Origin of the sequence: Enterobacter sp. ECC-249, from assembly GCF_043965265.1 — a bacterium.
GTDB lineage: Bacteria > Pseudomonadota > Gammaproteobacteria > Enterobacterales > Enterobacteriaceae > Enterobacter > Enterobacter quasiroggenkampii.
This window is the reverse complement of record NZ_CP143660.1, coordinates 927,752-949,191: the sequence shown is the minus strand read 5'-3', so window position 1 is coordinate 949,191 and position 21,440 is coordinate 927,752. Positions and strand designations below refer to the sequence as shown.

The window sequence follows — 21,440 nt, the reverse complement described above, 5'->3', positions numbered from 1 at the left end:
AAAATTTGAGAGACTCGAACACACCTTAAAGATGTGTCGTTTCAATTTTCAGCTTGATCCAGATTTTTAAAGAGCAAAACTTCTTAATGCACTCAAAAGTACATTCAGAAGTTCATCATTCATCAGACAATCTGTGTGAGCACTGCAAAGGCAGGTTCTTTAAGGTAAGGAGGTGATCCAACCGCAGGTTCCCCTACGGTTACCTTGTTACGACTTCACCCCAGTCATGAATCACAAAGTGGTAAGCGCCCTCCCGAAGGTTAAGCTACCTACTTCTTTTGCAACCCACTCCCATGGTGTGACGGGCGGTGTGTACAAGGCCCGGGAACGTATTCACCGTAGCATTCTGATCTACGATTACTAGCGATTCCGACTTCATGGAGTCGAGTTGCAGACTCCAATCCGGACTACGACGCACTTTATGAGGTCCGCTTGCTCTCGCGAGGTCGCTTCTCTTTGTATGCGCCATTGTAGCACGTGTGTAGCCCTACTCGTAAGGGCCATGATGACTTGACGTCATCCCCACCTTCCTCCAGTTTATCACTGGCAGTCTCCTTTGAGTTCCCGGCCGGACCGCTGGCAACAAAGGATAAGGGTTGCGCTCGTTGCGGGACTTAACCCAACATTTCACAACACGAGCTGACGACAGCCATGCAGCACCTGTCTCAGAGTTCCCGAAGGCACCAATCCATCTCTGGAAAGTTCTCTGGATGTCAAGAGTAGGTAAGGTTCTTCGCGTTGCATCGAATTAAACCACATGCTCCACCGCTTGTGCGGGCCCCCGTCAATTCATTTGAGTTTTAACCTTGCGGCCGTACTCCCCAGGCGGTCGACTTAACGCGTTAGCTCCGGAAGCCACGCCTCAAGGGCACAACCTCCAAGTCGACATCGTTTACGGCGTGGACTACCAGGGTATCTAATCCTGTTTGCTCCCCACGCTTTCGCACCTGAGCGTCAGTCTTTGTCCAGGGGGCCGCCTTCGCCACCGGTATTCCTCCAGATCTCTACGCATTTCACCGCTACACCTGGAATTCTACCCCCCTCTACAAGACTCTAGCCTGCCAGTTTCGAATGCAGTTCCCAGGTTGAGCCCGGGGATTTCACATCCGACTTGACAGACCGCCTGCGTGCGCTTTACGCCCAGTAATTCCGATTAACGCTTGCACCCTCCGTATTACCGCGGCTGCTGGCACGGAGTTAGCCGGTGCTTCTTCTGCGGGTAACGTCAATTGCTGAGGTTATTAACCTCAACACCTTCCTCCCCGCTGAAAGTACTTTACAACCCGAAGGCCTTCTTCATACACGCGGCATGGCTGCATCAGGCTTGCGCCCATTGTGCAATATTCCCCACTGCTGCCTCCCGTAGGAGTCTGGACCGTGTCTCAGTTCCAGTGTGGCTGGTCATCCTCTCAGACCAGCTAGGGATCGTCGCCTAGGTGAGCCGTTACCCCACCTACTAGCTAATCCCATCTGGGCACATCTGATGGCAAGAGGCCCGAAGGTCCCCCTCTTTGGTCTTGCGACGTTATGCGGTATTAGCTACCGTTTCCAGTAGTTATCCCCCTCCATCAGGCAGTTTCCCAGACATTACTCACCCGTCCGCCGCTCGTCACCCGAGAGCAAGCTCTCTGTGCTACCGCTCGACTTGCATGTGTTAGGCCTGCCGCCAGCGTTCAATCTGAGCCATGATCAAACTCTTCAATTTAAGTTTGATGCTCGTGAATTAAACTTCGTAATGAATTACGTATGTTCACTCAGAGACTTGGTATTCATTTATTGTCCGAAGACATTAAGAATCCATGTCACTTTGAGTGCCCACACAGATTGTCTGATAAATTGTTAAAGAGCAGTGCAACGCGGCTTTCGCTCACCGTTGCGAGGTGGCGTATATTACGCTTTCCTCTTTCAGAGTCAACCCGTTATTTCAGGATTTTTTCTCTTCAACCGACTGGGCTGTTTGTGAAGTGATTCACATCCGCCGTGTCGATGGAGGCGCATTATAGGGAGTTCCCGAACGACCGCAACCGAAAAGTTGCAAAAAAATGACTGACTGCTGCATTCCCCAGCAAAACCCCGCCTTATACCCTTTTATGCACAAAGTTATCCACAATCATGCACGGATCCTGACGCGCTCCCACGAATTGAGCGGCAAGATCAACTATACTAGCGGCAAATACTTTCCTCTGTGCAGGCCCACCCTCATGACCACACAACGCCTCCCCCGTGACTGGCGTCTCCCTACCGCTGGGTTGATGCTGCTGGCAATTCTCTTTGCCAGTTTTACCCTGCATGCGCACTGGAACGCTTTTATCCAGTGGTGTCTCGCCACGCAAATTACGCTGCACCGTTATCTGGTGATGTATCTGCTGCAGCTGAATAACCATCAGTACAGCGGCGGATTATGGCTGTTAACGGGGGCTTTCCTTTATGGTGTCCTTCACGCCATCGGACCCGGGCATGGAAAATTCATTGTTACGACTTATCTGACTACCAATAAGGAAAGCGAGCTGGCCGCCCGGGTCGTCCCCTTCCTGGGCAGCCTGATGCAGGGCGTGAGCGCCATTCTGTTTGTCTTTATTCTGGCGGTTGGGTTTAACCTCGCCTCAGGGGATATCAGTACCAGCCGCTGGTATGTGGAAAAGATAAGCGCAGTGCTTATTGGCGCATTCGGCGCATTTGTCATTTACCAGGCGCTGAAGAGTCTGCGCCCGCGCAGGATGTCTGTATCTGCCATCAAGCCAATTCATCAGCACGATGAACACTGTGGCTGCGGCCATCACGGCGTAGGCACAGACCTGACGCAGGGCGACTGGAAAACCCGTCTGGGCGTGATTCTGGCGATTGGGGCACGCCCGTGCAGCGGGGCGATCATGATTCTGATGTTTTCGAACGCGCTGGGTATTGTCACCTGGGGGGTGGCCGCAGTCATGACCATGTCTTTGGGCACCGCGCTTTCTATCGTGGGACTTTCCCTGGCTGTACGGTACGCCCGCGAACGCACGGTGAGCTGGTTCGGAGAAAGCGCCTCATTAAGATGGCTGGTGCCGGCAGTCAAAATAGCCGGAGGGATAGTCCTGATCCTGTTCGCGACGGTGCTGTTCCTGACGGTGATCCCCATCAGTGCCAATGGCGACTACATCGCAGCCGGATGCTAATAAAAGAAAACCCGCCGTTGGCGGGTTTCTTTATTACTCGTTGATGCGTGGATGCTGATCCACCAGTCGGGAGCGTTTTTTCTGCAGCTCTTCAATCTCTGCGTCAATATCCTCAATCTTCTGCTCTACGTTGTCGTAGTGCTCACGCAGGATCTCTTTCGCTTCCTGGATATCCGATGCCGCAGGCGTTGCGCCTTTCAGAGGACGATTCGCCGTCTCCTTCATGGTAATACCGGTAATCAAGCCAATCACCGCGATCACCATCAGGTAATAAGCCGGCATCATCAGGTTCTGCGTGCTCTCTACCAGCGAAGCGGCAAGCGTCGGGGTCAGACCGGCAATCAGCACCGAGATGTTAAAGGCCGCGGCCAACGCGCTGTAGCGAATGTGGGTTGGGAACATCGCGGGCAGCGTTGAGGCCATCACCCCGATAAAGCAGTTAAGGATCACCGCCAGCATCAGCAGACCGGCAAAAATCAGCCCCAGCACATCGCTGTTAATCAGAATAAATGCCGGGATTGCCAGAGCAAACAGCGCGACGCTTCCCAGGATAATGAACGGTCGACGGCCAAAACGGTCACTCAACAGGCCCATAATCGGCTGCACAAACAGCATACCGACCATGATGGCGATAATAATCAGCACACCGTGATCTTCCGAGTAGTGCAGGTTATGCGACAGATAGCTCGGCATGTAGGTCAACAACATGTAGTAGGTCACGTTGGTCGAAATCACCAGACCAATACAGGTCAGCAAGCTGCGCCAGTGCTTAGTGGCAATCTCTTTGAACGATACCTTTGGACCATCCTGCAGCCCTTCGCGGTCACCCTGCTCCAGCTTATCGACGTGCTGCTGGAACGCAGGCGTCTCTTCAAGAGCATGACGCAGGTAGAGACCAATAATCCCCAGCGGCAGTGCCAGGAAGAATGGGATACGCCAGCCCCAGTCGAGGAAGTTCTCTTCCCCCACTACGGTTGAAATCAGCACCACCACGCCCGCGCCCAGAACAAACCCGGCAATGGAGCCGAAGTCCAGCCAGCTTCCCATAAAGCCGCGCTTACGGTCAGGAGAATACTCGGCAACAAAGATCGAGGCGCCGGTATATTCACCGCCCACGGAGAAGCCCTGAGCCATCTTACAAATCAGCAGCAGAATCGGTGCCCAAATGCCGATGGTGGCGTAAGACGGTATAAGGCCGATACAGAATGTACTGATCGACATAATGACGATGGTGATGGCAAGGATCTTCTGACGACCATATTTATCGCCGAGCATACCGAAGAACAGACCGCCCAGCGGGCGAATCAGGAAGGGAACGGAGAACGTACCCAGTGCGGCAATCATCTGCAGGCTGGGATCGGCCCCGGGGAAGAACACTTTACCTAACGCATAGGCCACAAAGCCGTAGACACCAAAATCGAACCATTCCATCGCATTACCGAGCGAGGCTGCGGTAATCGCTTTACGCAGCTTTGCGTCATCAATAATGGTGACGTCGCGAAGCGTGATGGGTTTAATCTTTTTCCTTCTCAGCATAGCTATCCTCGTTGACTCGGCCCTGTCTGTTTCACAGTCCAGTTTGCGTTCTGTGAACCATGGGATCCGCTCCATGCGAATCGCCTTATTCAAGCGTAGCAGGTTTACTTACATTGACGTTTTACGTCGATACAACCGAACCTGTTGACGCCTGCCTGGGCAGTTAATGACCTTTTTACCCTACCAGCGTTTATATTTGTGATCAACTTCACACATATTTTCGCGTCTGGTCAACTCAGTCAAATTTTTGTCAAGAAGCGCCAATAAGCACTTCCTTAACCAACCTAACGATCGTCCTGACGCGCGTCATTATTTCTTTCCTGACAGAAAAACAAACCACGTTAATTCACATCGGCTTTACATAAATTTTCACCTACAGGAACCGGCCTAAAAATTTACATTGAATATGTGACAAAGATAACTAAAACGATGTTTTATTTTCATTGAATCGTTATTCCAATGATCGCATGATAAATCCGAATTCAGCGTTTTAGGTGTTTCTGAATGAAGTTAATCGGAAGCACACATTTAATTATGTTACAGGATTATCGAAAAAAGACCGCCAGCAAAAAAGATCAATTCATTGAAATTATTGACCATTTTCTAACACCTGTCACCCGCCCTGCGGGATCCGATGTGAGGTTTGTCTATGAAAATTAAAGCCACGATAGAACGTATACCCGGCGGCATGATGCTGGTTCCGCTGGTACTGGGCGCCATCCTGAATACCCTTGCCCCTGATACCGGGGCTTATTTTGGCGGTTTCACAAAAGGCATGATAACGGGCACGGTTCCCATTCTTGCCGTCTGGTTTTTTTGTATCGGCGCATCCATTAATTTGCGGGCGACGGGTACCGTATTACGGAAATCCGGCACGCTGGTGATAACCAAAATAGCGGTAGCCTGGGCGGTAGCAATGATATGCGCGATGTTCATCCCGGAGAATGGAATTCAGACCGGGTTCTTCGCGGGATTATCGGTCCTGGCGATTGTCTCGGCGATGGATATGACTAACGGTGGATTGTACGCCAGCCTGATGAACCAGTACGGGACGAAAGAGGAGTCCGGCGCATTTGTGTTGATGTCTCTGGAGTCCGGCCCATTAATGACGATGCTGATCCTGGGGTCTGCTGGCCTGGCCTCGTTTGAACCCCACCACTTTGTCGGCGCGATCCTGCCCTTCCTGGTCGGTTTCGCCCTTGGCAATCTCGATCGCGATCTGCGTGATTTCTTCAGCAAAGCCACGCCGGTGCTGATCCCGTTCTTCGGCTTCGCGCTGGGCAACACCATCAATCTGAAGGTCATCCTCGATACCGGCCTGCTGGGTATTGTGCTGGGTGTCTCCGTAATTATCATTACCGGTATTCCGCTGATTATTGCTGACCGCGTAATCGGAGGAGGAAACGGTACGGCCGGCGTCGCCGCCTCTTCAGCCGCAGGGGCTGCCGTCGCAAACCCGGTGATTATTGCCCAGATTAACCCGGCCTTCGAACCGGTCGCCGCTTCAGCGACGGCACTGGTTGCCGCGAGCGTAATTGTCACCGCGATTCTGGTCCCCATCATCACGGCGCTGTATGCGAAACGCTACGCAAGTGCCCCCGAGCAGGATATCGAAAGAAAAGCGGTAGAACTCCGCCATTAACACACCGCACCAAACCATCCCCTCTCCCCTGCGGGGAGAGGGTTAGGGTGAGGGGTAAGGGATTTACCCAAAAATCTCTTCCACCATCCCGTCCACCAGCCGTTTTGCCGAACAGAGCCTCGGCATGCCCAGCGCGACGGTCTGCCAGTTTTGCGTCACTGACCAGCTCACCGGATGTTGATCCGCCTGACACCAGTCCCCCAGCCAGCCCAGCATGTCTTTATGATCGATTAAACCCGGCGAGGCTGGCGTTGTCAGCCACTGGTGATAGAAATGGCGGGTCGTGGGGGACGCGTTGATACCCCGTGCCAGATAGTTAGCCGCCATGCTGCGCAGGTTATCCTTAAGCATTGCCGCCACATCTTCATTCGCGAGGCGGCATGCGTCACCAAATGCCCCCCAGCGCAGCTCTTCCAGGACGATAAAACAGCGCCCGGCCAGGGACCAGCCATCATAATGCCCGGCCCGCCAGCGGGTAAAAATCTGCTCGCTATGCTCACCCGCCTGCACCGTCAGCCCGCGCTGGGTTAGCGCCTTCTCTTTATATGCTGCGCGTTGGGTAAAATGAGAAGCGAGTTCAGCGTACTGCTGCATCAGCCCGGGGGACTGCTGGGCGCGCGGGTGAGCCAGCTGGCGCAAAGCAATCAGTTTCTCTGCCATCAGCGTCAGCGCGAGATGACCCGGGTCAAGCATGCCTGCCAGTTTTTCCGCCAGCCCCAGGCGCAGCGCCGCATTTTCATTGAGCATACCCGCCATCGCCCAGGGGCGTAGCCGGGTATGCGTCATGATTTCCTGAGTCAAACGCTCACGAAACTGAAGCTGTTGTGGTCCCAGGTGAGGAAGACGCGCCGCGTCCACTCCCTGCACCAGATCGACCATAAATTTTGGATTAATACACTCCAGCGTTCGCCCGGGGCCGTCCAGTAGTGGTGTTGTCATGGTTGCTCTGCCGCGAATAGAGTTTGAATATCATCGCGTAACAGTCGGGTATCTTCCTGTATCCACGTCGCAGTAGTGATGCTTTGCTTCAACAGCTGGCAGAGCGCTCGGGTTGAATGCTCATTCTGTTGACGCACTGCGAGGCTATCACGCAAGCTTTCCTGTAACCCGGTCAGGCACAACGAAAATTCTGCAAAGAACGTTGCCATTCCTGCCGTAACAGAGACATCGACCTGCGCGGACAAAGCTTTACGTATTTGTTCACAAAACAGCTCAATATGTTGCTTAAATTTGTCATGTAGCTGCGCAATATCGATAACATAGCGCGTGCGCGTTTCCACATACTCATCCCAGCCCCAGCCCGGATTATTGAGCCATCGAGAGACCGTTTCTCGCATGCTGCTCCCGCCAGATGACGGCCCTGCCTGGCTGTCATCCTGCGCTATCGCATCATTAAACAGCGCCCGCGTATTAAAGTTAAGCTGGTGAGCCTGAAACGCCGGGAAACTGATTCGCGCCCGAAAACCCGCATGGCTCAGATGCTCTTTAATACGTGCTTCGATAGGTCGCATGGCTTCGTTCAGGGAACGCGCCAGCGTAGACTCAAGCTGGTCGAAGCGTAACGCCAGCTCCCGGCAGATTTTCGTCTGTGCATCCAGCATCACCTGCTCGCAGGAGGAGCGTAATTTACTTAGCGCAATCTGCGCCTGCCCTTCATCGTCCAGAACCAGCTGCTTCAGCACGTCACCGCGAAGGTTCTGCCGTTCGGTGCCTGGCAAATCAAGAATCGGGTGCGTGCTGAATACCTGGTCAATGGCCTGGTGAAGCGCGGTTTTTTGGGATCCCATAAAGTCTGCCGTGGCGTTCAGCGCCTCCTCAACTTCATGTTTCACCTCATCGCTCACCACGCACTGACGCGTCTGCAAAAGCGCCATGTCCTCTTCCAGACGAGCGATATTCAGCTCCAGCGCCTCAAAGGCCACCGTTAGCCCCTGATAGCGGAAATCGAGATACTCGCGGGCATTTTGCGCGTAGTTGAGCAGCTTATGCGAGGCCGAACGCAGCGCGTATAGCGAGGCGTTAGCATAGGCGGCGTGAATCAGTTTGCGTATCGGTTGCTCGAAGAGCGAATCTTCCCAGAGCAAATCGGCAGAATGTCGGATATGGTCGATATCGTCCAGGTCCGCCGTACGCCAGCGACGTCCGAGTGCCGCTTCGGCAAAATCCTGCACCCAGGGTTGCTCCTGATGATCCGGCAGTTGTCCGGAAGTACTCAGCTCGTAGCGCGCGCGGTTCGCCAGATACGCCCACATGGACGAAACGGGATAAATCTGGCCGGGCGAAATATTGCCTTTCATTAAAGTGCCGGAGATCATCGCCCGGATCTGTTCTTCATCGTCGCTATTGCGATCTTTCTGATCGAATTTATTAACCAGCGCATACAGCGGGACCGATTTTCCCGCTGCGGAAATGGCCTGGCGGACTTCTTCATCAGAGATGGATTTAAGCTGGGTATAATCCATCACGGCCAGCACCGCCGATGCGCGGGAGAGCTGCTCGCTGAGCATTTTTTGCAGATGCGGCTGTCCGGCCTCGTTCGGCCCGGGCGTGTCGAGCAGCGTCAGCTGTCCGAGGTGAGCATCCAGACCTGCAAGATGCACGAACTCCACTTCAATTACCGGGATATGTTCGATAGCCGCATATTCAGAGAACGGAAACTCCACACCTAACGCCTGGGAAAGCCTTACCAGGTCGTTGAGGCTTTTCAGACAATGAAATATCGGCTGCGCGCCCAGGTGATGCTTCTCAAAAGCCTCTCCTTTTTCAATGCGCTCCAGCAGCGTATTCATGTCTTTATCAATTTCCAGATGCTGGGCCAGCTTCCCGCGATCGTAATCGCATAGCTTTTTCTGGAGCAGTTGGATCAATTCATCAATGGGCGAAGCATGTGAGAAATGCAGCACCGGCTCCTTCTGACCCGGCGTGTGGCGAATCAGGGTAGGAAGCGCCGTCATTGGACGATTGCGGTTCGGTAACACTTCGGTACCCACAATCGCATTAATGGTGGTCGATTTCCCCGCTTTCATAGTGCCAACAATAGCCAGAACCATTTCCAGCCGGGTTATTTTACGTAATTCATTATTCAGCATCGCCTGCTGCGCTTCGACACCGCGCACACTAAAATGCAAAGGTAAAACGTTGTTCTTTTCACCCGTAATAGCAGCCGCGGTGCTCTCCAGCATCGCGGTCGGCATTGATTTCAAGGTATCGAGGTTTTGCTGGGCGAGCTGTAGCAAACGTTCAGCTTCCTGGCTTAATTCAAAAATGGTCTGTGTGTGCATGATAAAAGCCTTTCCTTAACGCAAATTTATTACTTTTATTAAGCCACTGGTATTAATTATGTTGTTCAGGCTTATATGATCACGTGTGGAAAACATGTTCGCCGAAATATAACTGATTGATGATAATCAGAAATAATTCGCCATCCTTGCATGGCGTGTATAGCTCCCCTCCTGGCCTGACGGCCAAAGGAAAAAAGCGTAGCCCAATTTTAAGAAACTTCAGGATATATCATCATTATTTCCCCCCTAAAAAGAGAGGTAATACCCCACTGCCATAAGATATGTAGAGCAGCGAAGTCCGGAGATAAATAACAATGTGTCGCTTCACCTTATCCGAAATGAAGGAACGTAGCAATTTGCTGCAATAAAATATTCGATATATTTATCGTCATTTCTTCCCACCGTGTTAATGAGGTAAGCATCGCTTAACTGACTGACAGGAAGTGTCACTCCCGATACGCTTTTTGCATTTTTTTAATTAACAATGTCACCGACAAACGTGTGGATTTGCGCTATACTTGCCGCCTTTTTCGGCACCCTGCCGTCATTTAGCTGGCACTTTCCGGCGCGTTTACACTTTTTGAGGATACCGATATGTCACTTCCACACTGCCCAAAATGCAATTCTGAATACACCTATGAAGACAATGGCATGTTCATCTGCCCGGAATGCGCTCACGAATGGAATGATGCCGAACCATCACACGACGCTGATGCACTTGTCGTAAAAGATGCGAACGGCAATCTGCTGGCGGACGGTGACAGCGTTACCGTCGTTAAGGACCTGAAGGTGAAAGGCAGTTCTTCCATGCTGAAAATCGGCACCAAAGTGAAGAATATCCGTCTGGTTGAAGGCGATCATAATATCGACTGCAAAATTGACGGTTTCGGTCCAATGAAACTGAAATCTGAATTCGTGAAAAAGAACTGATTTTTCACCTGCAGGCCCGGTAAGCGCAGCGCTGCCGGGCGCTTTTGCCGAATGCGCTACGCTTATCCGGCCTACAAAAAAAGAACTAAACTTAATGGGCTTTTCTTACGTGAGGTAAAGATTATGCCGTTAAGTCCCTACATATCTTTCGCCGGCAACTGCGCAGAGGCCACCGCCTTCTATCAGCAAGCCGTCGGCGCAGAACTTCTCTATAAAATCACCTTCGGCGAAATGCCAAAAAGCGATAACAGCGATGAAGGCTGTCCGTCCGGTATGCAGTTTCCGGATTCGGCTATCGCCCACTCCAACGTCCGCATTGCGGGCAGCGATATTATGATGAGCGACGGGATGCCGCCCGGCAGCAATGTGCAGTACGCGGGCTTCACGCTGGTTCTCGATACCCAGGACGTCAATGAAGGCAAACGCTGGTTCGACAACCTCGCCGCGGGCGGGAATATCGAAATGGCGTGGCAGGAGACCTTCTGGGCGCACGGTTTCGGCAGAGTCACCGACAAATACGGCGTGCCGTGGATGATTAACGTCGTTAAATCGTAGGCCGGATAAGCGCAGCGCATCTGGCAATCGCACCCGGTGGCGCTGCGCTGACCGGGCCTACGGTGATTGTCATCAAACTCCGCTCAACTCTTCAAACTCCCGCAACCTGCACTTAACCCAAATGTCACATTGATGCGCCAGCATGAGGCCACATTTATCGTGAGGCCCAGCACATGCAAACCGTCATCCGCGTCGAGAAACTGAGCAAGACCTTCAATCACAATAAGGCTCTGCATGCCGTTGATCTGACCGTCCAGCAGGGCGAAATGGTGGCGCTGCTGGGGCCATCCGGCTCAGGTAAATCTACCCTTCTGCGTCATTTAAGCGGTCTTATCACCTGCGATAAAACGCCGGAAAGTCGCGTCGAGCTGCTGGGTAATACCGTGCAGCGCGCGGGGCGTCTCGCGAGCGATATCCGCAAGAGCCGCGCCCAGACGGGCTACATCTTCCAGCAGTTCAACCTGGTGAACCGCCTGACTGTACTGGAGAACGTGCTGATTGGCGCGCTCGGCAGCACCCCGTTCTGGCGCACCTGTCTGCGCTGGTTCTCCCCTTCGCAGAAGCAGGAAGCCTTACAGGCGTTGACCCGCGTCGGCATGGCGCATTTTGCCCACCAGCGCGTCTCCACCCTGTCCGGTGGACAACAGCAGCGCGTCGCCATTGCCCGCGCCCTGATGCAAAAAGCGCAAATCATTCTTGCTGACGAACCCATCGCCTCGCTGGACCCGGAGTCCGCCCGCATCGTGATGGAAACTCTGCGCGACATTAACCAGAACGACGGCATTACCGTGGTGGTCACGCTGCATCAGGTGGATTACGCCCTGCGCTATTGCGAACGCATCGTCGCCCTGCGTCAGGGACACGTGTTCTTTGATGGCGCGAGCCATCAGTTTGATAACGAACGTTTTGACCATCTCTACCGCAGCATTAACCGCGTCGAAGAGAACGCGCAGGCTGCTTAATTAAACCCGATCCGAGGAAAGTACATGAGCTACAAAGCCGTTGCCGCGCTGGCCTTTACCAGCATGTTCAGCATCAGCACCCTGTTAAGCCCAGCGTATGCGGAAGAGCAGGAAAAAGCGCTGAACTTCGGCATTATTTCGACGGAATCACAGCAAAACCTGAAGCCTCAGTGGGAACCGTTCCTGAAAGATATGGAAACCAAGCTGGGGATCAAAGTGAACGCCTTCTTCGCCCCGGACTATGCGGGCATCATCCAGGGGATGCGCTTTAATAAAGTGGACATCGCCTGGTACGGCAACCTCTCCGCCATGGAAGCGGTGGACCGCGCGAACGGCCAGGTCTTTGCCCAGACCGTCGCGGCAGATGGCTCCCCGGGCTACTGGAGCGTGCTGATCGTCAACAAAGACAGCCCGATCAACAACCTCAACGACATGCTCGCTAAACGCAAAGAGCTGACCTTCGGCAACGGCGACCCGAACTCCACCTCGGGTTACCTTGTCCCTGGCTACTACGTCTTCGCCAAAAACAACGCCTCCGCCAGCGACTTCAAGCGCACGGTGAACGCCAGCCACGAAACCAACGCCCTGGCCGTGGCCAACAAGCAGGTGGATGTCGCCACCAACAACACCGAGAACCTCGACAAGCTGAAGACCTCCGCACCGGACAAGCTGAAAGAGATCAAGGTTATCTGGAAATCCCCGCTGATCCCCGGCGACCCGATCGTGTGGCGTAAAAACCTGTCCGAAAGCACCAAGGACAAGGTGTACGACTTCTTTATGACCTATGGCAAAACGCCGGAAGAGAAAGCGGTCCTGGAGCGTCTTGGCTGGGCACCGTTCCGCCCGTCAAGCGACCTGCAGCTGGTCCCGATTCGCCAGCTGGCGCTGTTTAAAGAGATGCAGGGCGTGAAGGACAACAAAGGGCTGAAGGACGAGGAAAAGACCAGCAAAGTGGCCGCGATTCAGGCCCAGCTTGAAGACCTTGACCGCCTGACCGCCGCGCTCGGCGCGATGACCAGCGTGAATAAAGCGGTGCAGTAGTGCCTTTCTCCCCCTCACCCTAACCCTCTCCCCATAGGGGAGAGGAGACTGCACGGTGCGGTCTTTTCCCCCTCGCCCCTTTGGGGAGAGGGTCGGGGTGAGGGGACATAAATCAAAGGAGCCAACATGCAAACCATCACCCTCCCACCGCCAAAGCGCAGCTGGTTCTCGCTCATAAGCTGGGCCATCCTGCTGGCGGTGCTGGTTATCTCCTGGAAGGGCGCGGAAATGGATCCGCTGCTGCTCTTCAAAGACGCTGGCAACATGGCGACCTTCGCCGCCGACTTCTTCCCGCCGGACTTCAGCCAGTGGCAGGATTACCTCAGCGAAATGGCGGTCACCCTGCAAATCGCCGTCTGGGGCACCGCGCTGGCCGTCGTTCTCTCTATTCCGTTTGGCCTGATGAGCGCCGAAAACATCGTGCCGTGGTGGGTATACCAGCCCATGCGCCGCCTGATGGACGCCTGCCGCGCCATCAACGAAATGGTCTTTGCAATGCTGTTCGTGGTCGCCGTCGGCCTGGGTCCGTTCGCGGGCGTCATGGCGCTGTTCATCCACACCACCGGCGTGCTCTCCAAGCTGCTTTCCGAGGCGGTCGAAGCCATCGAGCCTGGTCCGGTGGAAGGTATTCGTGCGACCGGCGCCAACAAAATCGAGGAGATCCTCTACGGCGTTCTGCCTCAGGTGATGCCGCTCCTGATCTCCTACTCCCTGTACCGCTTTGAGTCCAACGTCCGCTCCGCCACCGTCGTTGGCATGGTCGGCGCTGGCGGGATTGGCGTCACCCTGTGGGAAGCGATTCGCGGTTTCCAGTTCCAGCAAACCTGCGCCCTGATGGTGCTCATCATCGTTACCGTCAGCCTGCTGGATTTCCTCTCTCAACGTTTGCGTAAGCACTTCATCTGAGAAGCGAGGCTTTGTTTTCTATGCACTTATCCAGACATCCGACCAGTTACCCCACACGCTGGCAAGAGATTGCGGCAAAGCTCGAAGTGGAGCTGCGCACGCACTACCGCTGCGGGGACTACCTGCCCGCCGAGCAGCAGCTTGCCGATCGCTATGAAGTGAACCGACACACCCTGCGCCGCGCCATTGACCAGCTGGTCGAGCGCGGCTGGGTCCAGCGCCGTCAGGGCGTGGGCGTGCTGGTGCTGATGCGCCCGTTCGACTACCCGCTTAACGCCCAGGCGCGCTTTAGCCAGAACCTGCTGGATCAGGGCAGCCACCCGACCAGCGAAAAGCTGCTCTCGGTATTGCGCCCGGCCTCCAGCCACGTGGCGGACGCGCTGGGGATTCAGGAAGGCGACGACGTCATTCACCTGCGCACGCTGCGCCGCGTCAACGGCGTGGCGGTGTGCCAGATAGACCACTACTTCGCGGATCTCGCCCTCTGGCCCGTGCTGCAGAATTTCTCCAGCGGCTCGCTGCATGATTTTCTTCAGGATGCGACAGGCATTGCGCTCAAGCGCACCCAGACGCGCATCAGCGCCCGCCGCGCGCAGGCGAAAGAGAGCAAAGTGCTCGAAATCCCCAATATGGCCCCGCTGCTCTGCGTGCGCACCCTCAACCACCGTGACGGCGAGATCGACGCGACGGAATACTCCGTCAGCCTGACCCGCGCCGACATGATCGAATTCACCATGGAGCACTGAATGCACTTCGACACCGCCACCCGACAGCGCTGGATGTGCGTGCTGGCCCACAGCCAGCCTGCTGCGCTGTCTGCCCGCATGAACGCCCTTAGCCTGGCACCCGGGTACGACATCCTCCGCGCGCCGGAGATCGGCCTTGTGCAGATTCAGGCGCGTATGGGCGGTACCGGCGAGCGCTTTTTCGCCGGGGATGCCACCCTCACCCGCGCAGCGATCCGCCTGCACAGCGGCACGCTGGGCTACAGCTACGTGCTGGGGCGTGATAAAGCCCACGCCGAGCGCTGCGCGGTCATCGACGCGCTATTACAGGAACAACCCCATTTCCAGACGTTAATGGAAACCCTTATTGCCCCGCTGGAAGCCGACCGCGCCGCACGTATTGCCGCACGTCAGGCCGAAGTGAACACCAGCCGGGTCGACTTCTTTACGCTCGTTCGCGGAGACAACGCATGACGCTTCAACCTGCTTTTACCCTGGCCGTCCAGGATGCCCAACACAGTTTTCGTCGTCTGCTGAAAGCGATGAGCGAGCCGGGCGTGATTGTCTCGCTGCACCAGCTCTCCCAGGGCTGGCTGCCCCTGAATCTGGCCACCACCAGTGTGCTGCTGACCCTGGCCGACAACGATACTCCGGTATGGCTTTCGGGCACCCTCTCGAACGACATCGCCAGCCAGAACCTGCGTTTTCACACCAGCGCCCCGCTGGTTGAACAGCCGCAGCAGGCAATCTTTGCCGTGGCCGACGAACAAATCAGCCATGAACAGCTGAATGCCCTGAGCGAAGGCACCGCCGTCGCGCCGGAGACCAGCGCCACGCTGATTTTGCAGGTCTCAAGCCTCAGCGGCGGCCGTATGCTGCGCCTGACGGGAGCAGGAATCGCCGACGAGCGCATGGTCGCGCCGCAGCTGCCGGAGTGCATCATTCACGAGCTGACCGAGCGCCCGCACCCGTTCCCGCTGGGCATTGACCTGATCCTGACCTGCGGCGAGCGCCTGCTGGCAATCCCGCGGACCACCCACGTGGAGGTGTGCTGATGTACGTTGCCGTCAAAGGGGGCGAGAAGGCCATCGCCGCCGCCCATGCGCTGCAGGCGCACAGACGACGGGGTGATGAACAGCTGCCCGAGCTGAGCGTCGCCCAGATTGAACAGCAGTTAAACCTCGCGGTCGACCGGGTGATGACCGAAGGTGGCATTGCCGACCGCGAGCTCGCGGCGCTGGCCCTGAAGCAGGCCAGCGGCGATAACGTGGAAGCGATCTTCCTGCTGCGTGCCTACCGCACCACGCTTGCCAAACTGGCGGTCAGCGAGCCGGTGAATACGGCGGAGATGCGCCTGGAGCGCCGCATTTCTGCCGTTTATAAAGATATCCCCGGCGGCCAGCGGCTGGGTCCTACCTATGACTACACCCATCGCCTGCTGGATTTTACCCTGCTGGCGAACGGCGAAGCGCCGCAGCTCAGCACCTCTGACGCCGAACAAGAACCGTCTCCGCACGTCTTCAGCCTGCTGGCGAAACAGGGCCTGGCGAAAACGGAAGAGGATTCCGGCGCGCAGCCGGACGATATCACCCGCACGCCGCCGGTTTACCCGTGCTCGCGTTCGTCCCGCCTGCAGCAGCTGATGCGCGGCGACGAAGGCTATCTGCTGGCGCTGGCCTACTCCACCCAGCGCGGCTACGGGCGCAACCACCCGTTTGCCGCCGAAATTCGCAGCGGCTACATCGACGTTGAAATCGTGCCGGAAGAGCTGGGTTTTGCGGTGAACGTCGGCGAACTGCTGATGACCGAATGCGAAATGGTGAACGGTTTTGTCGCCCCCGAAAATGAAGACCCGCACTTTACCCGCGGCTACGGGCTGGTGTTTGGCCTCGGCGAACGCAAGGCGATGGCCATGGCGCTGGTCGACCGCGCCCTGCAGGCGCCTGACTACGGCGAACACATCGCTGGCCCGGCGCAGGACGAAGAGTTCGTGCTGGCCCACGCGGATAACGTCGAGGCCGCGGGCTTCGTCTCGCACCTCAAGCTGCCGCACTACGTCGATTTCCAGGCCGAACTGGAACTGCTGAAACGCCTGCAACGGGAGCGCAAAAATGGCTAACTTAAGCGGCTACAACTTTGCCTATCTGGATGAGCAAACCAAACGCATGATCCGCCGCGCCATTCTGAAAGCGGTGGCGATCCCGGGCTATCAGGTACCGTTCGGCGGCCGCGAAATGCCAATGCCCTACGGCTGGGGCACGGGCGGTATTCAGATCACCGCCAGCGTGATCGGTGAGGCGGACGTGCTGAAGGTGATCGACCAGGGCGCCGACGACACCACCAACGCCGTGTCGATCCGCAACTTCTTTCAGCGGGTAACGGGCGTCGCGACCACGGAAAAAACCGAAGACGCGACGCTGATTCAGACCCGCCACCGCATTCCGGAAACCCCGCTGGCTGAAGATCAGATTTTGATTTTCCAGGTGCCGATCCCGGAGCCGCTGCGCTTTATCGAGCCGCGTGAAACCGAAACCCGCACCATGCACGCCCTGGAAGAGTACGGGGTCATGCAGGTGAAGCTGTATGAGGATATCGCCCGCTTCGGCCATATCGCCACCACCTATGCCTACCCGGTGAAGGTCAACGGGCGCTACGTCATGGACCCGTCGCCGATCCCAAAATTCGATAACCCGAAGATGGACATGATGCCCGCCCTGCAGCTGTTCGGCGCCGGACGCGAAAAGCGTATCTACGCCGTCCCGCCTTACACGCGTGTCGAAAACCTGGATTTCGACGATCACCCGTTTACGGTGCAGGAGTGGGACGAGCCGTGCGCCATCTGCGGCTCCAAACACAGCTATCTGGATGAAGTGGTGCTGGATGACACGGGCAAACGGATGTTTGTCTGCTCCGACACCGATTTCTGCCGCCAACAGAGCGAGGCGAACGGCCAATGAAACCGCTGCTTTCGGTTAACAACCTGACCCACCTGTATGCGCCGGGCAAAGGCTTTAGCGACGTGTCGTTCAAGCTGTGGCCGGGAGAAGTGCTGGGGATTGTCGGCGAGTCCGGCTCAGGCAAAACCACCCTGCTGAAGTCCATCTCCGCGCGCCTGACGCCGCAACACGGCGAGATACTCTATCAGGGACACTCCCTCTACGGCATGAGCGAGGCCGAGCGCCGCCGCCTGCTGCGCACCGAGTGGGGCGTGGTGCATCAGCACCCGATGGACGGCCTGCGCCGTCAGGTCTCTGCGGGGGGCAATATCGGCGAACGCCTGATGGCTACCGGCGCGCGCCACTACGGCAACATCCGCGCCACGGCGCAGCGCTGGCTGGAGGAAGTTGAAATCCCCGCCTCGCGTATCGATGACCTGCCGACGACCTTCTCCGGTGGGATGCAGCAGCGCCTGCAGATCGCCCGCAACCTGGTGACCCATCCGAAGCTGGTGTTTATGGATGAACCCACCGGCGGGCTGGACGTCTCCGTGCAGGCGCGCCTGCTCGACCTGCTGCGCGGTCTGGTGGTAGAGCTGAACCTGGCGGTGGTGATTGTCACCCACGATCTGGGCGTTGCGCGCCTGCTGGCGGACCGCCTGCTGGTGATGAAGCAGGGTCAGGTGGTGGAAAGTGGGTTAACCGACCGCGTGCTCGACGATCCCCACCATCCGTACACCCAGTTGCTGGTGTCGTCCGTGTTGCAGAACTGAGGTTACTGCTGCCGGGTGGCGCTGCGCTTACCCGGCCTACGAATAGCGCACCTTGTAGGCCGGGTAAGGCAAAGCCGCCACCCGGCAACACGAACACCGCACCTTGTAGGCCGGGTAAGGCGAAGCCGCCACCCGGCAACACGAACACCGCACCTTGTAGGCCGGGTAAGGCGAAGCCGCCACCCGGCAAAACAAATCACGAGGCCAACATGATCCACGTACAAAACGTAAGTAAAACCTTTGTGCTCCACCAGCAAAACGGCGTGCGTCTGCCGGTGCTGCAAAATGCCTCTCTGGAGGTTAATCGCGGCGAATGCGTGGTGCTGCATGGCCACTCCGGCAGCGGAAAATCGACCCTGCTGCGCTCCCTCTACGCCAACTATTTACCCGACGAAGGCCATATTCATATTCGCCACGGCGATGAATGGGTCGACCTGGTACAGGCTCCCGCGCGGAAGGTGCTGGACGTGCGCCGCACCACGATCGGCTGGGTGAGCCAGTTTCTGCGGGTGATCCCGCGGATCTCCGCCCTGGACGTGGTCATGCAGCCGCTGCTGGATCTCGGCGTGCCGCGCGAAACCTGCGCCGCCAAAGCCGCCAGCCTGCTGACGCGCCTCAATGTGCCCGAGCGCCTCTGGCACCTTGCCCCGTCGACCTTTTCCGGCGGCGAACAGCAGCGCGTCAATATCGCCCGCGGCTTTATCGTCGACTACCCGATACTGCTGCTTGATGAGCCCACCGCCTCGCTCGACGATAAAAACAGCGCGGCCGTAGTGGCGCTGATCGAACAGGCCAAAGCGCGCGGGGCGGCGATCGTCGGGATCTTCCACGACGAGACCGTTCGCACCCGCGTCGCGGACAGACTGCACCCGATGGGGACTCCAGTATGATTATCAATAACGTCAAGCTAGTGCTGGAAAATGAAGTCGTTGATGGCTCGGTTGAAGTCCATGAAGGCGTTATTCGCGCCTTTGCGGAAACCCAAAGCCGTACCCCTGAAGCGATGGACGGCGACGGCGGCTGGCTGCTGCCGGGGCTGATCGAACTGCATACCGATAATCTGGACAAGTTCTTCACGCCACGTCCGAAGGTGGACTGGCCCGCCCATTCAGCGATGAGCAGCCACGACGCGCTGATGGTCGCCAGCGGCATCACAACCGTACTGGACGCGGTGGCCATCGGTGACGTGCGCGACGGCGGCGATCGTCTGGAAAACCTGGAGAAGATGATCAACGCCGTGGAGGAGACGCAAAAACGCGGCCTTAACCGCGCCGAACATCGTCTGCACCTGCGCTGCGAGCTGCCGCATCACACTACACTGCCGCTGTTTGAAAAGCTGGTAGGCCGCGAGCCGGTCTCGCTGGTCTCCCTGATGGACCACTCGCCGGGGCAGCGCCAGTTCGCCAATATTGAGAAGTATCGCGAATACTATCAGGGCAAATACTCGCTCAACGACGCAGAGATGGCCCGTTACGAGGAAGAGCAGCTGGCGCTTGCGGCACAGTGGTCGCAGCCTAACCGTCTCAGGATTGCCGCGATGTGTCGGGACCGTAATATCGCGCTGGCCAGCCATGACGACGCTACACACGATCACGTTCTCGAATCCCACCAGCTTGGCAGCGTGATCGCCGAATTTCCAACCACGTTCGAGGCGGCTGAAGCCTCCCGCAGGCACGGCATGAACGTGCTGATGGGCGCACCGAATATCGTGCGCGGCGGCTCGCACTCCGGCAACGTCGCGGCAAGCAAGCTTGCCTCTCTTGGCCTGCTGGATATCCTCTCGTCCGACTACTACCCCGCCAGCCTGCTGGATGCGGCGTTCAGGGTTGCCGACGACGAGAGCAACAGCTTTACGCTGCCGCAGGCGATTCGCCTGGTGACGAAAAACCCGGCCTCGGCGCTTAACCTTCACGATCGCGGAGAAATTGCCGAAGGGAAACGGGCGGATCTGGTACTCGCCCACCGCAGGGGCGAGCATGTTCATATCGACCACGTCTGGCGTCAGGGAAAGAGGGTGTTCTGATGGGAAGACTTATCTGGTTAATGGGGCCCTCCGGCTCCGGTAAGGACAGCCTGCTGTCCGCCTTACGGCAGCAGGAGCATCCGCAGCTGCTGGTGGCGCACCGCTACATTACCCGGGCGGCCAATGCGGGAAGTGAAAACCATATCGCTCTGAGCGAGCAGGAGTTTTTTACCCGTGCCGGGCAAAACCTGCTGGCGCTGAGCTGGCACGCTAACGGCTACTACTACGGGATCGGCATTGAGACCGATCTGTGGCTGCATGCGGGGTTCGACGTGCTGGTTAACGGCTCGCGGGCGCATCTTCCGCAGGCGCGCGCACGCTATGGAGCAGCCCTGCAGCCGGTCTGTCTGCAGGTTTCGCCGGAGGTCCTGCGCAGCCGGTTGCAGAGCCGGGGGCGTGAATCCGCCCGTGAGATCGACCAGCGGCTTGAACGTGCAGCCCGCTATACCCCGTCCGACTGCCACGTCCTCAATAACGACGGAAGTTTGCTACAGTCAGTCGAGACCTTTTTATCGCTTATCCGTCAGAAGGAGAAACAGCATGCCTGACTCCAGGCTTCGCCCCGCTACCGCCGACGATGCGCAAATCGTTTACGCGTTAATCTGCGAGTTAAAGCAGGCCGAGTTCGATCGCCAGGCGTTTCACTCGGGCTATCTTGCCAATCTGCAGGATCGCAATGTGCGCTATCAGCTTGCCGTACTGGACGGGCAGGTCATCGGCATGATCGGCCTGCACCTGCAGTTTCACCTCCATCACGCGCGCTGGATCGGCGAGATTCAGGAGCTGGTGGTGATGCCGCAGGCGCGTGGGTTAAAGGTAGGAAGTCAGCTGCTGGCCTGGGCGGAAGGGGTGGCACGAGAGGCCGGCGCGGAGCTGACCGAACTTTCCACCAGCGTGAAGCGCGTGGACGCCCATCGTTTTTACGTCCGTGAAGGATATACGCAGAGCCATTTCCGATTCACCAAACCGCTGTAG

20 protein-coding genes and 1 rRNA gene are annotated in these 21,440 nt (G+C 56.9%); 17 read left to right on the top strand and 4 right to left on the bottom strand.

The window, feature by feature from the left end; translation table 11 throughout:
- Nucleotides 1–165: 165 nt before the first annotated feature.
- A 16S ribosomal RNA gene (locus V1587_RS04570) occupies nucleotides 166–1,705 on the bottom strand.
- Between the two features lie 496 nt (nucleotides 1,706–2,201).
- Between V1587_RS04570 and V1587_RS04565 the strand changes: the two genes are divergently transcribed.
- Nucleotides 2,202–3,155, top strand: a complete 954-nt coding sequence (locus V1587_RS04565) for a nickel/cobalt transporter (protein WP_371899519.1) — start codon at nucleotides 2,202–2,204, stop codon at nucleotides 3,153–3,155.
- A 33-nt stretch (nucleotides 3,156–3,188) separates the two neighbouring features.
- On the opposite strand, the gene proP is transcribed toward V1587_RS04565, so the two are convergent.
- On the bottom strand, nucleotides 3,189–4,691 hold the full coding sequence (gene proP, locus V1587_RS04560) for a glycine betaine/L-proline transporter ProP (protein WP_371899520.1): 1,503 nt from the start codon (nucleotides 4,689–4,691) through the stop codon (nucleotides 3,189–3,191).
- A 649-nt stretch (nucleotides 4,692–5,340) separates the two neighbouring features.
- Between proP and kdgT the strand changes: the two genes are divergently transcribed.
- The gene (gene kdgT / locus V1587_RS04555; RefSeq protein ID WP_395314518.1) at nucleotides 5,341–6,333 is read left to right on the top strand and encodes a 2-keto-3-deoxygluconate transporter; all 993 of its coding nucleotides are present in this window, start codon (nucleotides 5,341–5,343) and stop codon (nucleotides 6,331–6,333) included.
- 63 nt (nucleotides 6,334–6,396) lie between these two features.
- On the opposite strand, the gene V1587_RS04550 is transcribed toward kdgT, so the two are convergent.
- Both V1587_RS04550 and crfC read right to left on the bottom strand, forming a co-directional pair.
- The gene (locus tag V1587_RS04550; RefSeq protein ID WP_371899522.1) at nucleotides 6,397–7,272 is read right to left on the bottom strand and encodes a diguanylate cyclase regulator RdcB family protein; all 876 of its coding nucleotides are present in this window, start codon (nucleotides 7,270–7,272) and stop codon (nucleotides 6,397–6,399) included.
- The gene (gene crfC / locus V1587_RS04545; protein WP_371899523.1) at nucleotides 7,269–9,614 is read right to left on the bottom strand and encodes a clamp-binding protein CrfC; all 2,346 of its coding nucleotides are present in this window, start codon (nucleotides 9,612–9,614) and stop codon (nucleotides 7,269–7,271) included. Before crfC ends, V1587_RS04550 begins: the two co-directional genes overlap by 4 nt.
- A gap of 594 nt (nucleotides 9,615–10,208) precedes the next feature.
- Here crfC and V1587_RS04540 point away from each other — a divergent pair.
- The 15 genes from V1587_RS04540 to phnO all read left to right on the top strand — a co-directional run bounded on the left by V1587_RS04540 (nucleotide 10,209) and on the right by phnO (nucleotide 21,440).
- Complete coding sequence (locus V1587_RS04540) at nucleotides 10,209–10,544, top strand: zinc ribbon domain-containing protein YjdM (RefSeq protein WP_023334217.1); 336 nt, start codon at nucleotides 10,209–10,211, stop codon at nucleotides 10,542–10,544.
- A gap of 123 nt (nucleotides 10,545–10,667) precedes the next feature.
- A complete protein-coding gene (yjdN, locus tag V1587_RS04535; RefSeq protein WP_371899524.1) occupies nucleotides 10,668–11,099 on the top strand; it encodes a VOC family metalloprotein YjdN in 432 nt (143 codons plus the stop codon).
- A 173-nt stretch (nucleotides 11,100–11,272) separates the two neighbouring features.
- Nucleotides 11,273–12,061, top strand: a complete 789-nt coding sequence (gene phnC / locus V1587_RS04530) for a phosphonate ABC transporter ATP-binding protein (protein ID WP_371899525.1) — start codon at nucleotides 11,273–11,275, stop codon at nucleotides 12,059–12,061.
- A 24-nt stretch (nucleotides 12,062–12,085) separates the two neighbouring features.
- Nucleotides 12,086–13,102, top strand: coding sequence for a phosphonate ABC transporter substrate-binding protein (gene phnD / locus V1587_RS04525; protein WP_371899526.1), 1,017 nt, complete (start codon nucleotides 12,086–12,088; stop codon nucleotides 13,100–13,102).
- A 126-nt stretch (nucleotides 13,103–13,228) separates the two neighbouring features.
- On the top strand, nucleotides 13,229–14,008 hold the full coding sequence (gene phnE, locus V1587_RS04520; protein ID WP_023334213.1) for a phosphonate ABC transporter, permease protein PhnE: 780 nt from the start codon (nucleotides 13,229–13,231) through the stop codon (nucleotides 14,006–14,008).
- Between the two features lie 20 nt (nucleotides 14,009–14,028).
- Nucleotides 14,029–14,754: a phosphonate metabolism transcriptional regulator PhnF gene (gene phnF / locus V1587_RS04515; protein WP_371899527.1), complete on the top strand. Its 726-nt coding sequence runs from the start codon at nucleotides 14,029–14,031 to the stop codon at nucleotides 14,752–14,754.
- Nucleotides 14,755–15,207 carry a phosphonate C-P lyase system protein PhnG gene (phnG, locus tag V1587_RS04510; RefSeq protein WP_371899528.1) on the top strand — a complete coding sequence of 151 codons (453 nt, stop codon included), beginning with the start codon at nucleotides 14,755–14,757 and terminating at the stop codon, nucleotides 15,205–15,207. It begins immediately after the preceding gene.
- Nucleotides 15,204–15,788 carry a phosphonate C-P lyase system protein PhnH gene (gene phnH / locus V1587_RS04505; RefSeq protein WP_371899529.1) on the top strand — a complete coding sequence of 195 codons (585 nt, stop codon included), beginning with the start codon at nucleotides 15,204–15,206 and terminating at the stop codon, nucleotides 15,786–15,788. The genes phnG and phnH overlap by 4 nt, the downstream gene beginning before the upstream one ends.
- Complete coding sequence (locus tag V1587_RS04500) at nucleotides 15,788–16,852, top strand: carbon-phosphorus lyase complex subunit PhnI (RefSeq protein ID WP_371899530.1); 1,065 nt, start codon at nucleotides 15,788–15,790, stop codon at nucleotides 16,850–16,852. The genes phnH and V1587_RS04500 overlap by 1 nt, the downstream gene beginning before the upstream one ends.
- Complete coding sequence (locus tag V1587_RS04495; protein ID WP_395314517.1) at nucleotides 16,845–17,690, top strand: alpha-D-ribose 1-methylphosphonate 5-phosphate C-P-lyase PhnJ; 846 nt, start codon at nucleotides 16,845–16,847, stop codon at nucleotides 17,688–17,690. Before V1587_RS04500 ends, V1587_RS04495 begins: the two co-directional genes overlap by 8 nt.
- Nucleotides 17,687–18,442 carry a phosphonate C-P lyase system protein PhnK gene (gene phnK / locus V1587_RS04490; RefSeq protein ID WP_371899531.1) on the top strand — a complete coding sequence of 252 codons (756 nt, stop codon included), beginning with the start codon at nucleotides 17,687–17,689 and terminating at the stop codon, nucleotides 18,440–18,442. The genes V1587_RS04495 and phnK overlap by 4 nt, the downstream gene beginning before the upstream one ends.
- 209 nt (nucleotides 18,443–18,651) lie before the next feature.
- Complete coding sequence (gene phnL / locus V1587_RS04485; protein ID WP_371899532.1) at nucleotides 18,652–19,332, top strand: phosphonate C-P lyase system protein PhnL; 681 nt, start codon at nucleotides 18,652–18,654, stop codon at nucleotides 19,330–19,332.
- Complete coding sequence (gene phnM, locus V1587_RS04480; protein WP_371899533.1) at nucleotides 19,329–20,465, top strand: alpha-D-ribose 1-methylphosphonate 5-triphosphate diphosphatase; 1,137 nt, start codon at nucleotides 19,329–19,331, stop codon at nucleotides 20,463–20,465. Before phnL ends, phnM begins: the two co-directional genes overlap by 4 nt.
- A complete protein-coding gene (gene phnN, locus V1587_RS04475; RefSeq protein ID WP_371899575.1) occupies nucleotides 20,462–21,013 on the top strand; it encodes a ribose 1,5-bisphosphokinase in 552 nt (183 codons plus the stop codon). Before phnM ends, phnN begins: the two co-directional genes overlap by 4 nt.
- Entirely contained in the window at nucleotides 21,006–21,440 is a 435-nt protein-coding gene (gene phnO / locus V1587_RS04470) for an aminoalkylphosphonate N-acetyltransferase (RefSeq protein ID WP_371899534.1), read from the top strand. The genes phnN and phnO overlap by 8 nt, the downstream gene beginning before the upstream one ends.

Excerpts from the sequence above, each read along its gene's own strand:
- V1587_RS04565 (WP_371899519.1), top strand. The coding sequence starts at position 2,202 with ATGACCACACAACGCCTCCCCCGTGACTGGCGTCTCCCTACCGCTGGG.
- proP (WP_371899520.1), bottom strand. The coding sequence starts at position 4,691 with ATGCTGAGAAGGAAAAAGATTAAACCCATCACGCTTCGCGACGTCACC.
- kdgT (WP_395314518.1), top strand. The coding sequence starts at position 5,341 with ATGAAAATTAAAGCCACGATAGAACGTATACCCGGCGGCATGATGCTG.
- V1587_RS04550 (WP_371899522.1), bottom strand. The coding sequence starts at position 7,272 with ATGACAACACCACTACTGGACGGCCCCGGGCGAACGCTGGAGTGTATT.
- crfC (WP_371899523.1), bottom strand. The coding sequence starts at position 9,614 with ATGCACACACAGACCATTTTTGAATTAAGCCAGGAAGCTGAACGTTTG.
- V1587_RS04540 (WP_023334217.1), top strand. The coding sequence starts at position 10,209 with ATGTCACTTCCACACTGCCCAAAATGCAATTCTGAATACACCTATGAA.
- yjdN (WP_371899524.1), top strand. The coding sequence starts at position 10,668 with ATGCCGTTAAGTCCCTACATATCTTTCGCCGGCAACTGCGCAGAGGCC.
- phnC (WP_371899525.1), top strand. The coding sequence starts at position 11,273 with ATGCAAACCGTCATCCGCGTCGAGAAACTGAGCAAGACCTTCAATCAC.
- phnD (WP_371899526.1), top strand. The coding sequence starts at position 12,086 with ATGAGCTACAAAGCCGTTGCCGCGCTGGCCTTTACCAGCATGTTCAGC.
- phnE (WP_023334213.1), top strand. The coding sequence starts at position 13,229 with ATGCAAACCATCACCCTCCCACCGCCAAAGCGCAGCTGGTTCTCGCTC.
- phnF (WP_371899527.1), top strand. The coding sequence starts at position 14,029 with ATGCACTTATCCAGACATCCGACCAGTTACCCCACACGCTGGCAAGAG.
- phnG (WP_371899528.1), top strand. The coding sequence starts at position 14,755 with ATGCACTTCGACACCGCCACCCGACAGCGCTGGATGTGCGTGCTGGCC.
- phnH (WP_371899529.1), top strand. The coding sequence starts at position 15,204 with ATGACGCTTCAACCTGCTTTTACCCTGGCCGTCCAGGATGCCCAACAC.
- V1587_RS04500 (WP_371899530.1), top strand. The coding sequence starts at position 15,788 with ATGTACGTTGCCGTCAAAGGGGGCGAGAAGGCCATCGCCGCCGCCCAT.
- V1587_RS04495 (WP_395314517.1), top strand. The coding sequence starts at position 16,845 with ATGGCTAACTTAAGCGGCTACAACTTTGCCTATCTGGATGAGCAAACC.
- phnK (WP_371899531.1), top strand. The coding sequence starts at position 17,687 with ATGAAACCGCTGCTTTCGGTTAACAACCTGACCCACCTGTATGCGCCG.
- phnL (WP_371899532.1), top strand. The coding sequence starts at position 18,652 with ATGATCCACGTACAAAACGTAAGTAAAACCTTTGTGCTCCACCAGCAA.
- phnM (WP_371899533.1), top strand. The coding sequence starts at position 19,329 with ATGATTATCAATAACGTCAAGCTAGTGCTGGAAAATGAAGTCGTTGAT.
- phnO (WP_371899534.1), top strand. The coding sequence starts at position 21,006 with ATGCCTGACTCCAGGCTTCGCCCCGCTACCGCCGACGATGCGCAAATC.